This window comes from Roseovarius amoyensis, from assembly GCF_003260265.1.
GTDB lineage: Bacteria > Pseudomonadota > Alphaproteobacteria > Rhodobacterales > Rhodobacteraceae > Roseovarius > Roseovarius amoyensis.
Genome location: NZ_QITQ01000007.1, coordinates 128,501 through 146,754, shown reverse-complemented (window position 1 = coordinate 146,754; position 18,254 = coordinate 128,501). Strand labels below are relative to the sequence as shown.

Annotated in this window: 15 protein-coding genes and 1 pseudogene; 12 read left to right on the top strand and 4 right to left on the bottom strand. The window is 65.0% G+C overall.

Annotated elements, in window-relative coordinates; all coding sequences use genetic code 11:
* Positions 1–230: 230 nt before the first annotated feature.
* The gene (locus DL899_RS20235; RefSeq protein ID WP_420820964.1) at positions 231–371 is read left to right on the top strand and encodes a hypothetical protein; all 141 of its coding nucleotides are present in this window, start codon (positions 231–233) and stop codon (positions 369–371) included.
* Positions 372–606: 235 nt separating this feature from the next.
* Here the strand turns inward: DL899_RS20235 and DL899_RS08550 are convergent, their stop codons facing one another.
* Complete coding sequence (locus DL899_RS08550) at positions 607–1,500, bottom strand: LysR family transcriptional regulator (RefSeq protein ID WP_111733822.1); 894 nt, start codon at positions 1,498–1,500, stop codon at positions 607–609.
* Between the two features lie 172 nt (positions 1,501–1,672).
* Between DL899_RS08550 and DL899_RS08545 the strand changes: the two genes are divergently transcribed.
* The 10 genes and pseudogenes from DL899_RS08545 to DL899_RS08500 all read left to right on the top strand — a co-directional run bounded on the left by DL899_RS08545 (position 1,673) and on the right by DL899_RS08500 (position 12,501).
* Entirely contained in the window at positions 1,673–5,092 is a 3,420-nt protein-coding gene (locus tag DL899_RS08545; protein WP_111733820.1) for an indolepyruvate ferredoxin oxidoreductase family protein, read from the top strand.
* 201 nt (positions 5,093–5,293) lie between these two features.
* Positions 5,294–5,464: pseudogene (locus DL899_RS19845) on the top strand (lysophospholipid acyltransferase family protein); the annotation flags it as partial.
* A 39-nt stretch (positions 5,465–5,503) separates the two neighbouring features.
* On the top strand, positions 5,504–6,316 hold the full coding sequence (locus tag DL899_RS08535; RefSeq protein WP_111733816.1) for a glutamate racemase: 813 nt from the start codon (positions 5,504–5,506) through the stop codon (positions 6,314–6,316).
* Between the two features lie 95 nt (positions 6,317–6,411).
* On the top strand, positions 6,412–7,440 hold the full coding sequence (gene argC, locus DL899_RS08530) for an N-acetyl-gamma-glutamyl-phosphate reductase (protein WP_111733894.1): 1,029 nt from the start codon (positions 6,412–6,414) through the stop codon (positions 7,438–7,440).
* 18 nt (positions 7,441–7,458) lie between these two features.
* Positions 7,459–7,905, top strand: a complete 447-nt coding sequence (gene ccmE / locus DL899_RS08525) for a cytochrome c maturation protein CcmE (RefSeq protein WP_111733813.1) — start codon at positions 7,459–7,461, stop codon at positions 7,903–7,905.
* Positions 7,906–7,968: 63 nt separating this feature from the next.
* Positions 7,969–8,580, top strand: coding sequence for a holin-associated N-acetylmuramidase (locus DL899_RS08520; protein ID WP_111733811.1), 612 nt, complete (start codon positions 7,969–7,971; stop codon positions 8,578–8,580).
* Positions 8,571–9,164, top strand: a complete 594-nt coding sequence (locus DL899_RS08515; RefSeq protein ID WP_204355277.1) for a holin family protein — start codon at positions 8,571–8,573, stop codon at positions 9,162–9,164. The genes DL899_RS08520 and DL899_RS08515 overlap by 10 nt, the downstream gene beginning before the upstream one ends.
* A gap of 58 nt (positions 9,165–9,222) precedes the next feature.
* On the top strand, positions 9,223–11,190 hold the full coding sequence (locus DL899_RS08510) for a heme lyase CcmF/NrfE family subunit (protein WP_111733809.1): 1,968 nt from the start codon (positions 9,223–9,225) through the stop codon (positions 11,188–11,190).
* A complete protein-coding gene (locus tag DL899_RS08505; protein ID WP_111733807.1) occupies positions 11,187–11,645 on the top strand; it encodes a cytochrome c-type biogenesis protein in 459 nt (152 codons plus the stop codon). Before DL899_RS08510 ends, DL899_RS08505 begins: the two co-directional genes overlap by 4 nt.
* Positions 11,646–11,721: 76 nt before the next feature.
* Complete coding sequence (locus tag DL899_RS08500) at positions 11,722–12,501, top strand: enoyl-CoA hydratase-related protein (RefSeq protein WP_111733805.1); 780 nt, start codon at positions 11,722–11,724, stop codon at positions 12,499–12,501.
* Positions 12,502–12,593: 92 nt separating this feature from the next.
* Here the strand turns inward: DL899_RS08500 and gltA are convergent, their stop codons facing one another.
* Positions 12,594–13,889 (bottom strand): citrate synthase, encoded by a 1,296-nt coding sequence (gene gltA / locus DL899_RS08495; protein WP_111733803.1) that lies wholly within the window; start codon positions 13,887–13,889, stop codon positions 12,594–12,596.
* Positions 13,890–13,960: 71 nt separating this feature from the next.
* Positions 13,961–15,370, bottom strand: coding sequence for a glutamate--tRNA ligase (gene gltX / locus DL899_RS08490; protein ID WP_111733801.1), 1,410 nt, complete (start codon positions 15,368–15,370; stop codon positions 13,961–13,963).
* A 94-nt stretch (positions 15,371–15,464) separates the two neighbouring features.
* On the opposite strand from gltX, the gene DL899_RS08485 reads away from it, so the two are divergent.
* Positions 15,465–17,501 (top strand): ComEC/Rec2 family competence protein, encoded by a 2,037-nt coding sequence (locus DL899_RS08485; RefSeq protein ID WP_420820962.1) that lies wholly within the window; start codon positions 15,465–15,467, stop codon positions 17,499–17,501.
* Here the strand turns inward: DL899_RS08485 and lexA are convergent.
* Positions 17,495–18,202 (bottom strand): transcriptional repressor LexA, encoded by a 708-nt coding sequence (gene lexA / locus DL899_RS08480; RefSeq protein ID WP_111733888.1) that lies wholly within the window; start codon positions 18,200–18,202, stop codon positions 17,495–17,497. The two genes, DL899_RS08485 and lexA, sit on opposite strands and share 7 nt — an antisense overlap.
* Positions 18,203–18,254 lie beyond the last annotated feature (52 nt).

Here is an 18,254-nt window from a genome sequence, read left to right as displayed (position 1 = left end):
GTTTTCCCGAGGTCGAACATCGCGCCCGCGTGGCGCGCGCGCAGGCGGGCGTGGCGCGCGCCGGGCTGCGGGCTGCGCGCCCAGGTGCGCGGACCTGTGAAATCTGGCGGGCGATGGCCGCCATCACTGCGCGGACGAAGGGGCGGGGCGGCTTGGCCACGGGTTGGGGATGCAGTTGACCGAGGGGCTGTCGCTGACCGCGCAGGACGAGACCGTGCTTTGCCCGGGGCATGGTGATCACGCTTGAGCCGGGGATCAAGACCGCGCCGGGGCGGATCATGGTGCACGAGGAAGACATTGTGATCACAGACACCGGGCCGCGTGCCCTGTCGCCGCTTTCCAGCCTGGAATTACCGGTTCTGTCGGGCTGAATATCGTCGTGCGAAAAAAAAGGCCGAGCACTAAGCTCGGCCAAAGTCCAACAGGGAGGTATGATGGCGAAGCGCTGAACGCCCCGCCGTCACGTACTGCAGATAGCCCCGCCTGAACGCCCGATCAAGCCCAATGATGCTGCAACTGCAACATGACCGCTATGTGTTGCATGCATAACGCAGGGGCTTCAACGTGGCCAACAGGGCGAAATTACTACCTATGAGTGTTTTTCGCCTATCTTTGAGTATCCTTGCGGTAGAGAACGATCTCTTCCTGGATGAAATCACGGAACGCGGCGATTCGCTTGGCGTGCCTCAGTTCCGATGGGTAGGCCAGGAACACCGGCACCTCGACCGACTGTACGTCTGGCAGTACCTGTACCAGTTGCTCGAAATCGCGGCTGAGATAGTCGGGCAGTACCCCGATACCGATGTTCTGCACCACCGCCTGCAGTACTCCGAAATAGTTGTTGACCATCAGCAGCGACGAGATGTCGTTGGTCATCAGCTCCTGCACCAGTGTCGCCCCCGCGCCAACCTGAAACGTCCGCGGGTTCTGACAGATCAGCCGGTGCGCGCTCAGATCCTCCGGGGTTTCCGGTGTGCCGGAATCGGCCAGGTACTGGCGCGACGCGAACAGGCACATGTGCACGCTCATCAGGCGCTTGCGGATCAGGTCGGCCTGGCTGGGTTCCTTCATGCGGATGGCGACGTCGGCCTCGCGCATGGGCAGGTCCAGAACGCGCTCTTCCAGCATCAGGTCGATATTCAGTTCGGGGTATTTGGCAAATAGCTTGGGCAGACGCGGGGCCAGCCACAGCGTGCCGAACCCGGTGGTCGTGGTCACCCGCAATTCGCCAAAGACCTCTTCCTCGCTGTCGCGGATGCGGGCAGTGGTGGCGTCCAGGCGGCGCATCATCGCCCGCGTGGCGTCGAACAGCAACTCGCCCTGCTCGGTCAGAATCAGCCCGCGCGCATGGCGATGGAAAAGGGTCGCGTTAAGCGATTCTTCCAGCCCCCTGATCTGGCGCGAAATGGCGGATTGAGACAAATGCAGCGAGTCACCCGCACGGGTCAGGCTGCCGGCATCGGCCACCGCGTGAAATATTCTTAGCTTGTCCCAATCCATTCAAACAACTTTCGCAATAACCGGCCACCGCCAACGAAATAGCAGGAACCGCGTCATAGTGCATCTGTTGCTTGTCGCAAAGAGACGGTTTTTGTCTTTATGGGTCAGACATAATGACCTATATTTGCCTTATGTCCAAGGCATGAACATATCATTCGGGAGGAGGCCCGCCATGAGCAAGCACCAGATCAGCCTGAACGATCGTTTCGACCTGACCAAGTCACCGGTTCTTCTGAACGGAACCCAGGCATTGGTAAGGCTGATGTTGATGCAGGCGGCGCGCGACAAGGCGGCGGGGCTGAACACCGCCGGCTATGTCACCGGCTATCGCGGCTCGCCCCTGGGGGCGGTCGATCTGCAGATGGGCCGCGCGGAAAAGTTGCTGGCAGACTCCAACGTGCGTTTTCAGCCTGGTCTGAACGAAGACCTGGCCGCCACCGCCATGTGGGGCACCCAACAGGCCGAGCTGCGCGGCGAAGGCCGCTATGACGGCGTCTTTGGCCTGTGGTACGGCAAGGGGCCTGGGGTCGACCGGTCGGGCGACGTGATGCGGCATGCCAACATGGCAGGCACCTCGCCCCACGGCGGCGTGCTGATGGCGATGGGCGACGATCACACCGGCGAAAGCTCGACCGTGTGCCATCAGTCCGACTGGGCGATGGTCGATGCCTACATGCCGGTGCTCAGCCCCGCGGGGGTACAGGAAATCCTGGATTTCGGGCTGTATGGCTTTGCCCTGTCGCGCTTTGCCGGCGTATGGTGCGGGCTCAAGACGATGAAGGACACGGTCGAGGCGACATCGGTCGTCGATGGCCGGCCCGACCGGATGCAATTCGTCACGCCCGAATTCGACATGCCCGAGGGCGGGCTGAACATCCGCCTGAACGATCATTGGGTGCCGCAAGAGGCACGCATGATAGATTACAAGAGGTTTGCCGCCGAAGCCTTTGCCCATAAAAACAAAATCGACAAACGTGTCTGGGGAAAGCCGGGTGCAAAGATCGGTTTCGTCGCGGCCGGCAAGAACTGGCTGGACCTGGTGCACGCGCTTGACTTGCTGGGCGTCGACGCAGCCGAGGCCGAGCGCCTGGGCCTGACCACCTACAAGGTTGGCCAGACCTTTCCGATGGACATGAAGGGGTTTCACGACTGGGCCGAGGGGCTGGACCTGATCGTTGTGGTCGAGGAAAAACGCAAGCTGATCGAGATTCAGATCAAGGAGGCGATCTTTGACGACCGCCGCGGCCGCCGTGTCTATGGCTGGTACAAGGGCGGCGCCGGCGGCATGCACACCGAGGAACTGTTCCCGACCCGCATGGCGCTGGACCCGATCATGATCGCCGAAAAGATCGGCAACATCCTGATTGAAGAGGGGCGCGGCACCGAGGCCGTCAAGGCCGGGCTCGAGCGGATCGCCGAGGCGAACAAGGCCGACAACGCCGAGGAAATCGCCACCCGGCTGCCCTATTTCTGCGCCGGCTGCCCGCACAACACCTCGACCAAGCTGCCCGAGGGCAGCCGCGCCTATGCCGGGATAGGCTGTCACATCATGGCGCTGTGGATGGACCGGGACACCAGCGGCTATACCCATATGGGCGGCGAGGGCGCCAACTGGATCGGCGAGGCGCCGTTTTCCACCCGTGATCACGTTTTCCAGAACATTGGCGACGGCACCTATAACCATTCAGGAATACTGGCGATCCGCGCGGCGCTGGCGGCGGGAACCAACATTACCTACAAGATCCTTTACAATGACGCGGTTGCCATGACGGGCGGGCAGACGAACGAGGGTGGGCTGTCGCCCGACCGGATCGTGCGCGAACTGCTGGCAATGGGGGTGCGCGACGTCGCGGTCGTCTATGACGAAAAGGAAGAACCCGACCGCAGCGTATTTCCCAAGGGGATCGGCTGGCATGAACGGGCCGAGATGCAACAGGTTCAGGAAAAGTTTTCCAGGATCAAGGGCGTGTCGGCCATTGTCTACATCCAGACCTGCGCCGCCGAGAAACGTCGCCGGCGCAAACGCGGCACCTTTCCCGACCCAGACAAGCGGATATTCATCAACACCGACATCTGCGAGGGTTGCGGCGATTGCGGCGTGCAATCGAACTGTGTCGCAGTGGTGCCCAAGGAAACCGAACTTGGCCGCAAGCGTGCCATCGACCAATCGGCCTGCAACAAGGATTTCAGTTGCCTCAAGGGCTTTTGCCCCTCTTTCGTGACGCTGGAGGGGGCAAAGATCCGCAAAGAGGCATCGGCCGAACTGAACCTGCCGGACCTGCCGCAGCCGCAACTGCCGAAAATCGAGGGCACGCATAACGTCGTCATCACCGGGGTGGGCGGCACCGGTGTTGTGACCATCGGCGCGGTGCTGGCGCAGGCGGCGCAGCTTGATGGCAAGGGCGCGGGCATGATGGAAATGGCCGGGCTGGCACAAAAGGGCGGCGCCGTGCATATCCATTGCCGGATCGCGGAAAAACCTCAGGATATCAATGCCATTCGCGTTGCCACCGGCGAGGCCGACACCGTGATCGGCGGTGACCTGGTGGTCAGTGCGGGCGCCAGCACGCTGGGGCTGATGCGCACCGGGCGCAGCGGCGCGGTGGTCAACAGCCACGAGATCATCACTGGCGCGTTCACCCGCGACCCGGATTTTTCCATCCCCGGCGGGCGGCTGCAGCTGGCGCTGCAGGCCAAGATCAGGGATGGTCTTCAACTCTTTGATGCGACAGAACTTTCCCGCGTCCTGATGGGCGACTCGATCTATTCCAACATGATGGTGTTCGGCGCCGCCTGGCAACGCGGGCTGATCCCGGTTTCGCTGGAGGCAATCGAAGAAGCGATCGGGATGAACGGCACGGCGGTCGAACAGAACCGGCGCGCCTTTGCCATCGGTCGCTGGGCCGCGGCATTTCCCGAAGAGGCCGCCGCCGCGCTGGCACCGGCAGAGGTAGAGACCCCCAAGACGCTGGAAGACAGGATTGCCTATCGCGCGGCGCATCTGGTCGATTATCAGGGCCCGCGTCTGGCGCGGCGCTATCGCAAGCTGGTCGACGGCATTGCCGACGAGGCGGTGAAGGAAGCGGTCGCGAAGGGATATCACAAGGTCCTGTCCTACAAGGACGAATACGAGGTGGCCCGCCTGCTGATCCAGAGTCGCGACAAGGCGAAAGAGGAATTTTCAGGTGATTTCCGCATGACCTTTCACCTCGCCCCGCCGGTCCTGGGCGGCAAGCCCGTGAACGGGCGGCCGAAAAAGCGCAAATTCGGGCAATGGATGCAAGGGCCACTGCGGGTCATGGCGCAGATGAAGGGGCTGCGCGGCACGCCGCTCGACATCTTCGGTTATTCCGCCGAGCGGCGGCTGGAACGGCAGTTGATCCGCCAGTACGAGGCCGACATGGCCGAGGTGCTGCCAAAGCTCGACGACGCCACCCGAGACGCCATCGTGGCGCTGGCCGAATTGCCGCTGTCGATCCGCGGTTTCGGCCCGATCAAGGAGGCGAACGCCGAAAAGGCGGCCAAGCGGCGCGAGGAATTGCTGGCAACCATCCGGGCCGGCGGAGAGAACGCGCGCCAAGCCGCGCAATGAGCGCTGTCATGACGGCGTCAAAACCACTGGCCATGATTGCGGGCGCCCACTGGAAAACGGGCGAACCGCACAGGACCCCGGCCGATGCATCAGGATCGTCATGTCGCGCGTGACATCAGCTATTCCTTTTCCGCGCGCACCCGGGGTGGCCGCGCGATGATCCGCACGATGGAGAATCTGACGGGCCGCATCCGTCTGGTCAAGCGCGTCGATACCCCGGTGCGGGTGGTCGTGGGCCAGCCGCTGGGGCGCGACGAATTGGACCGGCGCGCATGCGACGGCAAATCGCTGATGGCGTTTTTGCGCCGAAAGACGTATGAGCTGAGCCCGAGACCGATCAATCCTGCGGATACCGGTTTCGAATTCCAATAGCCGGGGAAACGACCGGCGCATAAGGCACGGACGACAGGCATGGCGGTAGGTGTTTTCGATAGTGGGCTGGGTGGCCTGACGGTGCTGGCGGCGGCGCAGGAGCGGCTGCCGGACGTCAATTTCATCTACTTGGGCGACAATGCGCATGCACCCTATGGGGTGCGTGATGCCGACGACATCTATCAGTTGACGCGAAGCAGTGTCGTCACGTTGTGGGACATGGGCTGTGACCTGGTGATTCTGGCGTGCAACACCGCCTCGGCCGCCGCGCTGCGCCGGATGCAGGAGGACGGCATGCCCAAGGGCAAGCGCGTGCTGGGCGTATTCGTACCGCTGATCGAGGCGCTGACCGAACGGCAATGGGGCGACAATTCCCCCCCGCGCGAGGTGGCGGTCACGAACGTGGCGCTGTTCGCCACCCCCGCCACCGTGGCCAGCCGCGCCTTTCAGCGCGAACTGGCGTTCCGCGCCATCGGCGTCGATGTCGAGGCACAGGCCTGCGGCGGCGTCGTCGACGCCATCGAAGAGGGCGACATGATTTTGGCCGAGGCGCTGGTGCGGTCGCACGTTGACGCGCTCTTGCGCAAGATGCCGCACCCGCAGGCGGCGGTGCTGGGCTGCACCCACTACCCGCTGGTCGAAGATGTGTTCAAGTCGGCGCTGGGGCCTGATGTAACGGTATTTTCACAGCCCCGGCTGGTGGCCGAGAGCCTGGCCGATTACCTGGGGCGGCATCCGCAGATGGCCGGTGGCGATGCGCCCTCGCGCTGTCTGACCACGGGCGACGCCCGCCGCGTGTCTGACCGCGCAACCCAGTTCCTGCGCCGCAAGATCGCGTTCGAACACATCTGATCGGCGCCTCTGCCCCGCCCCCGGGCCGTCGCGCCGCATTGCGGTGACGGGGGTTTTCACCTACATGCCAATTGAATTTCCACATGAGGGCCGACATGACCCGAAAAATCGCGATTCTGGGCGCCTCGGGCTATACCGGGGCAGAGCTGGTCAGGCTCATCGCCACCCATCCGGGGATGCAGATCGTCGCGCTGGGCGCCAATGCCAAGGCGGGGCAGTCGATGGCCCGGGTCTTTCCGCATCTGCGCCACCTTGACCTGCCCGACCTGGTGACGGTGGACCAGATCGACTTTGCCGATATCGACCTGTGTTTTTGCGCCCTGCCGCACAAGACCAGCCAGGAGGTGATCGCGGCGCTGCCGCGTGATCTGAAGATCGTCGATCTCTCCGCCGATTTTCGCCTGCGTGACCCGGCGGACTATGAAAAATGGTACGGCAACCCCCACGCCGCGCCGGAATTGCAGAAAGAGGCGGTCTACGGCCTGACCGAGTTCTACCGCGACCAGATACGCGCCGCGCGGCTGGTGGCGGGGACGGGGTGCAATGCCGCGACCGGGCAATTTGTCCTTCGCCCGCTGATTGCCGGCGGGGTGATCGACCTTGATGACATCATCCTCGACCTCAAATGCGGGGTGTCGGGCGCGGGCCGTAGCCTAAAGGAAAATCTGCTGCATGCCGAACTCAGCGAGGGCTATCACGCCTATGCACTGGGCGGCACCCACCGGCACCTGGGCGAGTTCGACCAGGAATTTTCCGCCATCGCCGGGCGCGAAGTGAAAATCCAGTTCACGCCGCACCTGATCCCGGCCAATCGCGGCATTCTGGCCACCGGCTATGTAAAGGGCGACCCGGCCAGGGTGTACGAGGCGCTGGCCACGGCCTATGCCGATGAGCCCTTCATCCAGGTGCTGCCGATGGACGAGGCGCCCAGCACCCGCCATATACGCGGCTCGAACTTTTGCCATATCGGCGTGGCGGCGGACCGTTTGCCGGGGCGGGCCATCGTGGTGGCCGCGCTCGATAACCTGACCAAGGGCTCCAGCGGGCAGGCGATCCAGAACGCCAACCTGATGCTTGGGCTGGACGAGACCGAGGGGCTGATGCTGGCCCCGGTATTTCCCTGACGAAAGGGGTGCAGGCAGATGAAAACGCTAAAGAAAAAGCGCCGGGTGCAGGTCATATTCATCACCTTGGCGGCGTTGCTGATCTCGACCGTGCTGATCGGCTACGCGCTGCGCGACGGCATCAACTTTTTCCGCTCGCCCAGCCAGATCATGGCCGAACCGCCCGCGTCGAACGAGGTATTCCGCATCGGCGGGCTGGTCGAAGAGGGCAGCCTGCAACGGGGCGAGGGCAAGACGATCCGCTTTAACGTCACCGATGGCGGCGCGGTGGTGCCGGTCCTCTTCACCGGCGTGCTGCCTGATCTCTTTGCCGAAAACCAGGGCATGGTTGGCACCGGCACCTATGTGGACGGCGTGTTTCACGCCACCGAAATCCTGGCCAAGCACGACGAGGATTACATGCCCAAGGAGGTGATCGACAGCCTCAAGGAACAGGGTGTGTACCAGGAACCGAACGGCAGCTAAGCGCGCCGTTAACCACTCAACGGGCAGCTTTCCGCCAGCAATCGCCGGCGGAAAGGGTCCATCATGCAGACAGTTCAGGCCATCGCGCAACAGATCGTCGCCCGCGAGGGCGGCTTTGTCGATGATCCCGACGACCCCGGCGGCGCCACCAGGTTCGGGGTCAGCATTCACACCCTGCGGCGGCTGGGGCTCGACCTGGACCGTGATGGTGATGTCGACGTGGCCGATGTGCGCGCACTTACGCGGGCGGATGCCGAAGCGATTTTTGTACGCCACTATTTCCAGCGCCCGCGCATCGGTGAATTGCCTGAGGTGCTGCACGCTTCGGTTTTCGACATGTATGTCAATGCCGGTGCGGGCGCGGTGAAGATATTGCAGCGCCTCTTGCGGCAGATGGGCCATGACGTGGCCGTCGATGGCGCGATCGGGCCGCAGACCGCCGCCGCCGCCCATGCCGCCACCCGCGTCGCACCAGACCATATCGCAGACGCCTATGGCATCGCGCGGCGCAACTATTACTTTCGCCTCGCCGATGCGCGCCCGGCCTCGCGCAAGTTCGCCCGCACCCGCGCGGGCGGCAAGGGCGGCTGGATCCGGCGGGCAGAGGACTTCATCTCGCCCCGCTATCACATGACCGATGCGGAGTTTCGTGAAAGGGTTGCAGCATGGGATTGATCGCGGATGTCTTGTCAGCGCTTCTGGGCAACGGGCGCAACGTGGTGGCCGAAACGACGGAGGTGTTTCGCGTCAATGCCGAGGCGGCGGATGCCCGCGCTGCCACCATCCAGTCGGATGCGCTGGCCCAGCTGGCGGCCGAATTCGCCGTGCCCCGGCGCGGTCTGTTCGACCGGCTGATCGACGGGCTGAACCGGGTGCCGCGCCCGGCGATGGCGTTGGGAACGCTGGGCCTGTTCCTGTCGGCGATGATCGACCCGGCGTGGTTTTCTGCCCGCATGCAGGGCATCCAGCTGGTGCCAGAGCCGCTGTGGTGGCTGTTGGGGGCGATCGTCAGCTTCTATTTCGGGGCCCGCCACCAGGCGCAGGGGCAGGAATTTCAGCGCTCATTGGCGCTGACGATGGCGCGCACGCCCCAGGTCATGGCCAATATCGCCGAGCTGGGCCGGCTGTCCGCGACCAGCCCGCGCATTGCCGCCAATGGCCCTGATGCGGCGCTGGAACTGGGCGCGGTAACGCCGGGCGGGAACCCCGCGCTGGATGACTGGCGGCGAGCGCAACAGGGCGGTGCCGCGACAATGTGATCCCGACGCATGTCGCTTTGGCATTGGACCCGGAGGCGGGAAAAACTATAATCGGGGCATGATCACAGAATTCGGCCATTTCGCCCTGATCCTCGCCTTTTTCGTCGCGCTCTTTCAGGCCGTCGTGCCCCTTGTCGGCGCGCACAAGGGCTGGGCGGGCTGGATGGCCACCGCCGCGCCGGCGGCGGCGCTGCAGTTCCTGCTGACGGCGGCCGCGTTCCTGGCGCTGACCTGGGCCTTTGTCACCTCGGATTTCTCGCTGCAGCTGGTGGTGCAGAACAGCCATACGGCCAAGCCGATGCTGTACAAGATTACCGGCGTCTGGGGCAATCACGAGGGCTCGATGCTGCTGTGGGTGCTGATCGTCACCCTGTTCGGCTTTTTCGCGGCCTGGTTCGGCGGCGCGCTGCCGCCGACGCTCAGGGCGCGGGTGCTGTCGGTACAGGCGATGATCGGGGCGGCGTTCTTTGGCTTCATCCTCTTCACCTCCAACCCATTCCTGCGGATGCCGGTGCCGCCCTTTGACGGGCAGGACCTGAACCCGCTGTTGCAGGACCCGGGCCTGGCGTTTCATCCGCCGTTTCTCTATCTCGGCTATGTCGGCCTTTCGATGAGCTATTCCTTCGCCGTCGCGGCGCTGATCGAGGGGCGGGTCGATGCAGCATGGGGGCGCTGGGTGCGGCCCTATACGCTGGCCTCGTGGATGTTCCTGACCGTGGGTATCGGGCTGGGCTCGTGGTGGGCCTATTACGAGCTTGGCTGGGGCGGTTTCTGGTTCTGGGACCCGGTTGAGAACGCCAGCTTCATGCCGTGGCTGATCTCGGCGGCGCTGCTGCATTCGGCGGTGGTGGTGGAAAAGCGCGAGACACTGAAAAGCTGGACCATCCTGCTGGCGATCATCGCCTTCGGGTTCTCGATGATCGGCGCGTTTATCACCCGCTCGGGCATCATCACCTCGGTCCATGCCTTTGCCACCGACCCCGAAAGGGGCGTGTTCCTGCTGGCGATCCTTGCCGCCTTCATGATGCTGGGGCTGACGCTGTTCGCGGCCCGCGCCGGCGTGATGCAGGCGCGCGGGGTGTTTGCCCTTGTCAGCCGGGAATCGGCGCTGGTGGTCAACAACATCCTGCTGGCGGTGGCGGCGTTCGTGGTCTTTACCGGCACCATCTGGCCGCTGGTGGCCGAGATGTTCTTTGACCGCAAGCTCAGCGTCGGACCGCCCTTTTTCAACGTTGCCTTCACGCCCTTCATGATCGCACTGGGGCTGCTGATGCCCCTGGGCGCGATGCTGCCGTGGAAGCGTGCGCGCGTGGGACGCATCGCGCGCCGCCTGGTGCCGGCCTTCGTGCTGGCACTGGCGGTGGGGGCGCTGGCCTGGGCGATGCAGACCGGGCAAAGCGCGGTCGCCCCGGTGGGGCTGTTCCTGGCGGCATGGCTGGTGGCGGGGGCGGCCACCGACCTGTGGACGCGCACCGGCAATGGCGAAGGGCGGCTGCGCCGCCTGCGCCGGCTGCCGCGCGCCGACTGGGGCAAGGCGACCGCCCATGCGGGACTGGGTGTGACAATTGCCGGCGTCGCCGCGATGACCGCCTGGCAGGCCGAGGATATCCGCGTCGTGCAGATCGGAGACAGCTACGAGGTGGCGGGTTACACCCTGACCCTGACGGGCGTGCGAGAGGTCGAAGGGCCGAACTATGTTGCCACCTTGGCCGATATGACTCTGGCCCGCGAGGGGCGGCAGATTTCCACCATGCACCCCGAAAAACGCGTCTACCCGGTGGCCGGGATGCCCACCACCGAGGCGGCGCTGGACAACGGTTTTCTGCGGGACGTCTATGTCGCGCTGGGCGATCCGCAGGTCGGTGGCGGCTGGGCCATGCGCACCTATTACAAGCCACTGGCGAACTGGATCTGGGGCGGCGCCATCCTGATGGCGCTGGGCGGCGCGCTGTCGCTGTCGGACCGGCGCTATCGCGTCGCCGCTGGCGCACGGCGCGCACGCGCCAAGGCGGTACCGGCAGAATGAAACGGCTGGCCGCAATCCTGTGCCTGCTGCTGATGGCCCTGCCGGCGTTTGCCGTGCAGCCCGACGAGGTGCTTGACGACCCCGCGCTGGAAGCCCGCGCGCGAGAGATTTCCGCCGGCCTGCGCTGTCTGGTTTGTCGCAATGAGAGCATCGACGAATCCAACGCCGCCCTTGCCCGCGATCTGCGCCTTTTGGTGCGCGAACGCGTGCTGGCCGGCGACACCAACGAAGAGGCCATCGCCTATATCGTCGACCGCTACGGCGAATATGTCCTGCTCAGGCCGCAGACGGACGGCGCAAACCTGATCCTCTGGCTGGCCGGCCCGTTGATGCTGATCATCGCCGGCGGTGTCGGGTTGGTCTTTCTGCGCCGCAGGTCACGGGCGGCGGAACCGGCCGAGGCGGCGCTGACCGAGGCCGAGGCCGCCAGACTGCGCGAGATCATGGACGATTGACGCACGGTCGGGGTTTGCCCGGTGTGCGCTTTGCCGCTAGGTCAGGGGCAAAGCCGGTTCAAATGGAGAGCCCCCCGTGAAAGAGTATCAGACCATCACCTTGGAAGTAGCCGACGACATCGCCACCTTGCGGCTGAACCGGCCCGACCGGATGAACGCGCTCAATACCCAGATGCGGGCCGAGATCACCGATGCCGCGCTGCTTGCCCCGCAACATGCGCGGGTGCTGGTGATCACCGGAAATGGCAAGGCGTTCTGTTCGGGCCAGGACCTTAGCGATGTCGGCAATGCCGTAGAACTGGATCTCGAACGCGTCCTGCGGGATGAATACGTGCCGATGATCAAGGCCATCGGTGACTGCCCGGTGCCCACCATCTCTGCGGTCAACGGCCCCGCGGCGGGGGCGGGGGCGAACCTGGCGCTGAGCGCGGATGTGGTGATCGCCACCGAAAGCGCCTATTTCCAGCAGGCCTTCACCCGTATCGGGCTGATGCCCGACGCCGCCGGCACCTATTGGCTACCGCGGCAGATGGGCATGGCCAAGGCGATGGGGGCGGCGCTCTTTGCCGAGCCGATCAGCGCCCGCACCGCTGACGAGTGGGGCATGATCTGGGAGGCGGAATCAGACGACGGGTTCGAGGCCCATTGGCAGGCGCGCGCGGCGTACCTGGCCAAGGGGCCGACGCAGGCTTATCGCAACCTCAAGCGCGCCCTGCGGGAAAGCTGGCAGAACGGGTTCGATGCGCAGCTGACGCTGGAGGCGGAATTGCAGGGCGATCTGGGCGGCACCCGTGATTTCAAGGAAGGCGTCGTTGCCTTTCACGACAAGCGCAGCGCCGGGTTCGAGGGGCGCTGACGAAAACCGCCGCACACCTGAAAGGCACGCGGCGGGGATTTTCTGAATACTCTGCCCGTGGGCGCAAGGGGGCCGTGGCCGGCCCCGGCGCCTCAGCGGTTTTCGATATCGACGTAGTTGCGCAGTTCCGCACCCTTATAGAGCTGGCGCGGACGCCCGATCTTGAGCTGCGGATCCGAGATCATCTCTTTCCACTGCGAGATCCAGCCCACGGTGCGGCTGACCGCGAAGATGGGCGTGAACATCGAGGTCGGGAAACCCATCGCCTCCAATATGATGCCGGAATAGAAATCGACGTTCGGGAACAGTTTCTTGGAGGAAAAATAATCATCCTCGAGCGCCTGTTTCTCTAGCTCCTTGGCGACCTGCAGGGTGGGGTTGTCCTCGACCCCCAGCAGCTCCAGCACCTCGTCGGCGGACTGTTTCATCACCTTGGCGCGCGGGTCGAAGTTCTTGTAGACCCGGTGGCCGAACCCCATCAGGCGGAAGGGGTCGTCCTTGTCCTTGGCGCGGGCGATGAATTCGGGGATGCGGTCGGGCGTGCCGATTTCCTTGAGCATCTCAAGGCAGGCCTGGTTGGCGCCACCATGCGCGGGCCCCCACAGGCACGCGATGCCCGCGGCGATGCAGGCAAAGGGGTTGGCGCCCGAACTGGACGCTAGCCGCACCGTCGAGGTCGAAGCGTTCTGCTCATGATCGGCGTGCAGGGTAAAGATGCGGTCCATCGCGCGGCTCAGGATCGGGTTGACCTCGTAATCCTCGGCCGGAACGGCAAAGCACATGCGCAGAAAGTTCGACGCATAATCCAGGTCGTTGCGCGGATAAACGAAGGGCTGGCCGATGGTGTATTTATAGGCCATCGCCGCGATGGTCGGCATCTTGGCGATCATGCGGATCGTGGCGACCTCGCGCTGCCAGGGGTCATTGATGTCGGTGCTGTCGTGATAGAAGGCCGACAGCGCCCCCACCATGCCGACCATGATCGCCATCGGGTGGGCGTCACGCCGGAAACCGCGGAACAGGAAATGCATCTGTTCGTGCAGCATGGTGTGGTTGGTGACGCGGGCTTCAAAATCTTCCAGCTGCGAGGCCGAGGGCAGATCGCCATACAGCAGCAGATAGCAGACTTCGAGGAAATGCGATTTTTCAGCCAGCTGGTCGATGGGATAGCCGCGGTGCATCAGAAGGCCATCTTCACCGTCGATAAAGGTGATGGTGCTGTCGCAGCTTGCGGTCGAGGTAAAACCGGGATCGTAGGTAAAGACACCCGCCTGTGCATAAAGCTTGCGGATGTCGATGACATCCGGACCCGCCGTGGGGCTGAAAATCGGTAGGTCGTATTCCTTGTCGCCGATCGTCAATTTCGCTGATTTTGTACTTTCGTGCATCGGCTTCCTCCGTCGTTGCGCCTCGCGCGCGCGGGCACGCGCGTTATGTCTCATTGGCTTGATCGGAATGATCACCCGCGGTCGCGGGCGGCATCCCTGAGCCGGGCAAGAGATTCCTCTCGCCCGAGCACAAGCAGCATGTCGAACACGCTCGGTGTCGCGGTACGACCGGCCAGCGCGGCACGCATCGGGGCCGCCAGCTTGCCGAACTTGGTGTCGATGGACGCGGCGAACTGCATCGCTGCAGCTTCCAAATCCTCGCGCGTCCAACTAGCAGTTTGCAGATGCGGCGTCAATTCTGACAGTATGCCACGGGATACATCATCCAGAGCGGCAGCCGCCGCCGCATCCGGCTGGATCGGCCGATCGTTAAGGATAAAGGCCGCTTTGTCAACAAGTTCCGCAAAGGTCTTTGCCCTGTCCTTGAGACAAAAAAGCGCAGTTTCAAGCAGCTTCGCCCGATCGTCTGGCAAAGGGGGCTGGCCGGTGGCCTGCAGGTAGCCTTGCAGTTCATGCAGCAGCGCAGCATCCTCCATCGCGGCAATGTGACGACCCGACAGGTTTGCGAGCTTCTTGAAATCGAACCGCGCCGGGGCCTTGCCTATGCCATCCAGATCAAACCACGCCCGCGCCTCTTCGTCGGTAAAGAATTCGTCATCGCCGTGGCTCCAGCCCAGCCGCGCCAGATAGTTGCGCATTGCCGCCGCCGGATAGCCCATCTTGCGGTATTCGGCCGCCGACAGCGCGCCGTGGCGCTTGGACAGTTTCTTGCCGTCGGGGCCGTGGATCAGCGGGATATGGGCATAGACGGGCAGGGGCCAGCCCATCGCGTCATAGATCATCATCTGGCGCGCGGCGTTGTTGAGGTGATCATCCCCCCGGATCACATGGGTCACGCCCATGTCGTGATCGTCCACCGCCACCGCCAGCATGTAGACCGGTGTGCCATCGCTGCGTAACAGCACCATGTCATCAAGCTGGTCGTTGCGGATGGTGACATTGCCCTGCACCCGGTCCTTGATCACCGTCGCGCCCTCGCGCGGGGCCTTGATGCGGATCACGAAAGGCGCATCCGGGTGGGTCGCGGGGTCAGCGTCGCGCCAGGGGCTTTGAAACAGGGTCGAGCGGCCCTCGGCCCTGGCTGCCTCGCGGAACTGCTGGATTTCTTCCTGTGTTGAAAAGCACTTGTAGGCCTTGCCCGATGCCAGCAGCTGTTGTGCCACCTCGGCGTGGCGGTCGGCGCGCGCCGCCTGGCTGATGACCTCGCCGTCATGGTCTAGCCCCAGCCATTCTAGCCCGTCGAGAATGGCCTGCGTCGCCTCGGGGGTCGAACGGGCGCGGTCGGTGTCTTCGATCCTCAGCAGGAACTTGCCGCCGCGGCCACGGGCGTACAGCCAGTTGAAGAGCGCCGTACGCGCGCCTCCGATATGCAGGTATCCCGTGGGTGAGGGAGCGAACCGGGTGACAACGGTCTCGGGCATCTTCTGGGAGCCTTTCCGGGTTAACGTATTGGTAACTGTTTTGGGGGTAGCGGTTGGTGGACTGTCTATCGGCACGCCGGAAGGGAGACAAGTCTTGGCGCCGACGCATCGCCCGGTCCCGGTCCTTGTCTCTGCCTGGCTGGCGCAGCGGGGGCAACTGGTCTGCTGGACGCCGGCGGCGATGGCCGCCGGTATCGGGCTTTATTTCTCGCTGCGGGTTGAACCGGGCGTGCCGCACTACATCGCGCTCGGCGCGGCGGGGCTGGCCTGTGCCGGGCTGGCGGCGCGGGCGGGGGCCATACTGGCGCCGCTCTTGTGGCTGCCGGCGCTGGTCGCGCTGGGGCTCTGCCTGGCCGGGGCGCGGGCGCATCTGGTGGCCGGACCGGTGCTGGAATGGCGCTATTACGGGCCGGTTCAGGGACGGGTTGCGGATATCGACCGCTCGGCCTCTGACGCGCTGCGGCTGACGCTTGACCGCGTGGTGCTGGCCGACATGCCCCCCGACAGGACACCGCCGCGGGTGCGCGTGTCGCTGCATGGCGACGGGCTGGAGCCCGACATCGCGCCGGGGCTGACGGTGATCATGACAGCCCACCTGTCGCCGCCGTCGGGGCCGACAGAACCTGGCGGGTTCGATTTTCGCCGTCATGCCTGGTTTCAGGGGCTGGGGGCGGTGGGCTATACCCGCACGCCGGTGCTGGCGCTGGCCCCGCCCGAAGGGGGGCAGTGGCTGTTCAGGGCACGGATGTGGCTGTCGGCGCGAGTGCAGGCGGCGCTGCCGGGCGAGGCGGGCGCCTTTGCCGCCGCGATCATGACCGGTGACCGGTCCGGCATTCCGCAACCGGTGCTGGAGGCGCTGAGGCGCTCGAACCTCGCCCACCTGCTGGCCATCTCGGGGTTGCACATGGGGCTGCTGGCGGGGGTCGTGCTGGGGGTGGTGCGGCTGGGCCTTGCGGCGGTGCCCGCACTGGGGCTGCGCTGGCCAGCGAAAAAGATCGCCGCGGTGGCGGCAATCGTGGCCTCGGCCGGATATCTGGCGCTGTCGGGCGGCAGTATCGCCACCGAACGGGCATTCATCATGGTGACGGTGATGCTGTGCGCGGTGCTGGCCGACCGGCGGGCGCTGTCGCTCAGGGCGGTGGCGGTGGCGGCGGTGATCGTTCTGGCGCTGAGGCCCGAGGCGCTGCTTGGCCCCGGTTTCCAGATGTCCTTTGCCGCCACGACCGCGCTGGTGGCGGTGTTCGGGCTGATCCGCGACCGCCGGATCCCGCTGGGGCCAGTGTGGCTGCGTCCGGCCGCGGCGGTGGCGATCTCGTCGCTGGTGGCGGGGCTGGCGACTGCCCCGTTTGCCGCCGCGCATTTCAACCAGTTCGCCCATTACGGGCTGGTGGCCAACCTGCTCAGCGTGCCGCTGATGGGGGTGCTGGTGATGCCGGCGGCGCTGGCGGCGGTGGTGCTGCTGCCGCTCGGGGCCGAGGCGGCGGCGCTGTGGCTGATGGGACTGGGGCTGGACTGGATCCTGGGCGTGGCGCAGTGGGTGTCGGCGCTGCCGGGCGCGCGTGGCGCGGTGCCGGCGCCGGGGCCTTGGGTGCTGCCGTTGCTGGCGCTGGGGGCGATCTTTGTCATTCTCTGGCAGGGGCGGGCGCGGGTGGCGGGGCTGGCGCCGGTGGTTCTGGCCATGGTGCTGTGGGCCGGGGCAGAGCGCCCCGAGGTGCTGATATCAGAGCGTGGCGGACTGGTGGGCGTGATGACCCACAAGGGCCGCGCCATCAGCCGGGCGCGCGGGGCCGGGTTCGTCGCCGGTATCTGGCTGGAAAACGATGGCGATGCGGCCGATCAGGCGCTGGCCCATGCCCGCTGGCCCACCGGCCAGGTCGCCGATTGGCCGCCAGTCAGGGCGCTGCCGGGCAAGCGCGCCGCCGCCGCCCTGGACGACTGCGCGCCCGGTGAATGGGTGGTGCTGACGGCCGAGCCGCGCGACGGGCTGCCCTGCCGGGTGATCACGCCCGCGACCTCGCGCAAAACCGGTGCGCTGGCGCTTTACCGTGACGGGGACAAGCTGCGCATGATCAGCGCAAGACAGCAAACCGGCACGCGGCTGTGGTCGCCGGGGCGAACGCCGGATCAGTAGCTGCGGATCAGTCCCACCAGCCGGCCCTGCACGCGCACCTTGTCCTCTGGCAGGACGCGGGTTTCGTAGGCGGGGTTCGCGGCCTCCAGCGCGATGGCGCTGCCGTTGCGGTAGAATTTTTTCAGCGTCGCCTCCTGATCCTCGATCAGGGCAACGACGATATCGCCATTGTCGGCCATGTCGGTTTCGCGGATCACCACAACGTCGCCATCATTGATGCCGACCCCGATCATCGAATCGCCACGCACCTCCAGCGCGTAGTGGTTGCCGCGCCCCGCGATCATGTCACCGGGGACCGAGACATTGTGGCTGGCATGCGCGATCGCCTCGATCGGGACACCGGCGGCGATGCGGCCCATCACCGGCAGTTCCACCGCCGGGGCGCTGGCGACGTCGATGGCGTTGGCGGGGCGTTGTGGTCGTTCGTCGCGGTCGCCCTCGATCACGCGGGGATGAAAGCCGCCGCCACTGCCGCCCTGGGCCAGCGCATCGGGCAGCTTTATGATTTCCAGCGCCCGCGCCCGGTGGGCCAGCCGGCGGATGAAACCGCGTTCCTCCAGCGCCGTGATCAGCCGGTGAATGCCGGATTTCGAGCGCAGATCAAGCGCTTCTTTCATCTCGTCGAAACTGGGCGGAACACCATCGCGGCTGATGCGCTTGTGGATGAATTCCAGCAGGTCCAGCTGTTTACGGGTCAGCATGTTGCACATCCTTTGCGAGCGTTGTCTAGCGTTTGTTCTACGCATGTTCGCG

Bases quoted from the DNA above. Each gene is read 5' to 3' on its own strand.
- DL899_RS20235 (WP_420820964.1), top strand. From the start codon at position 231: ATGGTGATCACGCTTGAGCCGGGGATCAAGACCGCGCCGGGGCGGATC.
- DL899_RS08550 (WP_111733822.1), bottom strand. From the start codon at position 1,500: ATGGATTGGGACAAGCTAAGAATATTTCACGCGGTGGCCGATGCCGGC.
- DL899_RS08545 (WP_111733820.1), top strand. From the start codon at position 1,673: ATGAGCAAGCACCAGATCAGCCTGAACGATCGTTTCGACCTGACCAAG.
- DL899_RS08535 (WP_111733816.1), top strand. From the start codon at position 5,504: ATGGCGGTAGGTGTTTTCGATAGTGGGCTGGGTGGCCTGACGGTGCTG.
- argC (WP_111733894.1), top strand. From the start codon at position 6,412: ATGACCCGAAAAATCGCGATTCTGGGCGCCTCGGGCTATACCGGGGCA.
- ccmE (WP_111733813.1), top strand. From the start codon at position 7,459: ATGAAAACGCTAAAGAAAAAGCGCCGGGTGCAGGTCATATTCATCACC.
- DL899_RS08520 (WP_111733811.1), top strand. From the start codon at position 7,969: ATGCAGACAGTTCAGGCCATCGCGCAACAGATCGTCGCCCGCGAGGGC.
- DL899_RS08515 (WP_204355277.1), top strand. From the start codon at position 8,571: ATGGGATTGATCGCGGATGTCTTGTCAGCGCTTCTGGGCAACGGGCGC.
- DL899_RS08510 (WP_111733809.1), top strand. From the start codon at position 9,223: ATGATCACAGAATTCGGCCATTTCGCCCTGATCCTCGCCTTTTTCGTC.
- DL899_RS08505 (WP_111733807.1), top strand. From the start codon at position 11,187: ATGAAACGGCTGGCCGCAATCCTGTGCCTGCTGCTGATGGCCCTGCCG.
- gltA (WP_111733803.1), bottom strand. From the start codon at position 13,889: ATGCACGAAAGTACAAAATCAGCGAAATTGACGATCGGCGACAAGGAA.
- gltX (WP_111733801.1), bottom strand. From the start codon at position 15,370: ATGCCCGAGACCGTTGTCACCCGGTTCGCTCCCTCACCCACGGGATAC.
- lexA (WP_111733888.1), bottom strand. From the start codon at position 18,202: ATGCTGACCCGTAAACAGCTGGACCTGCTGGAATTCATCCACAAGCGC.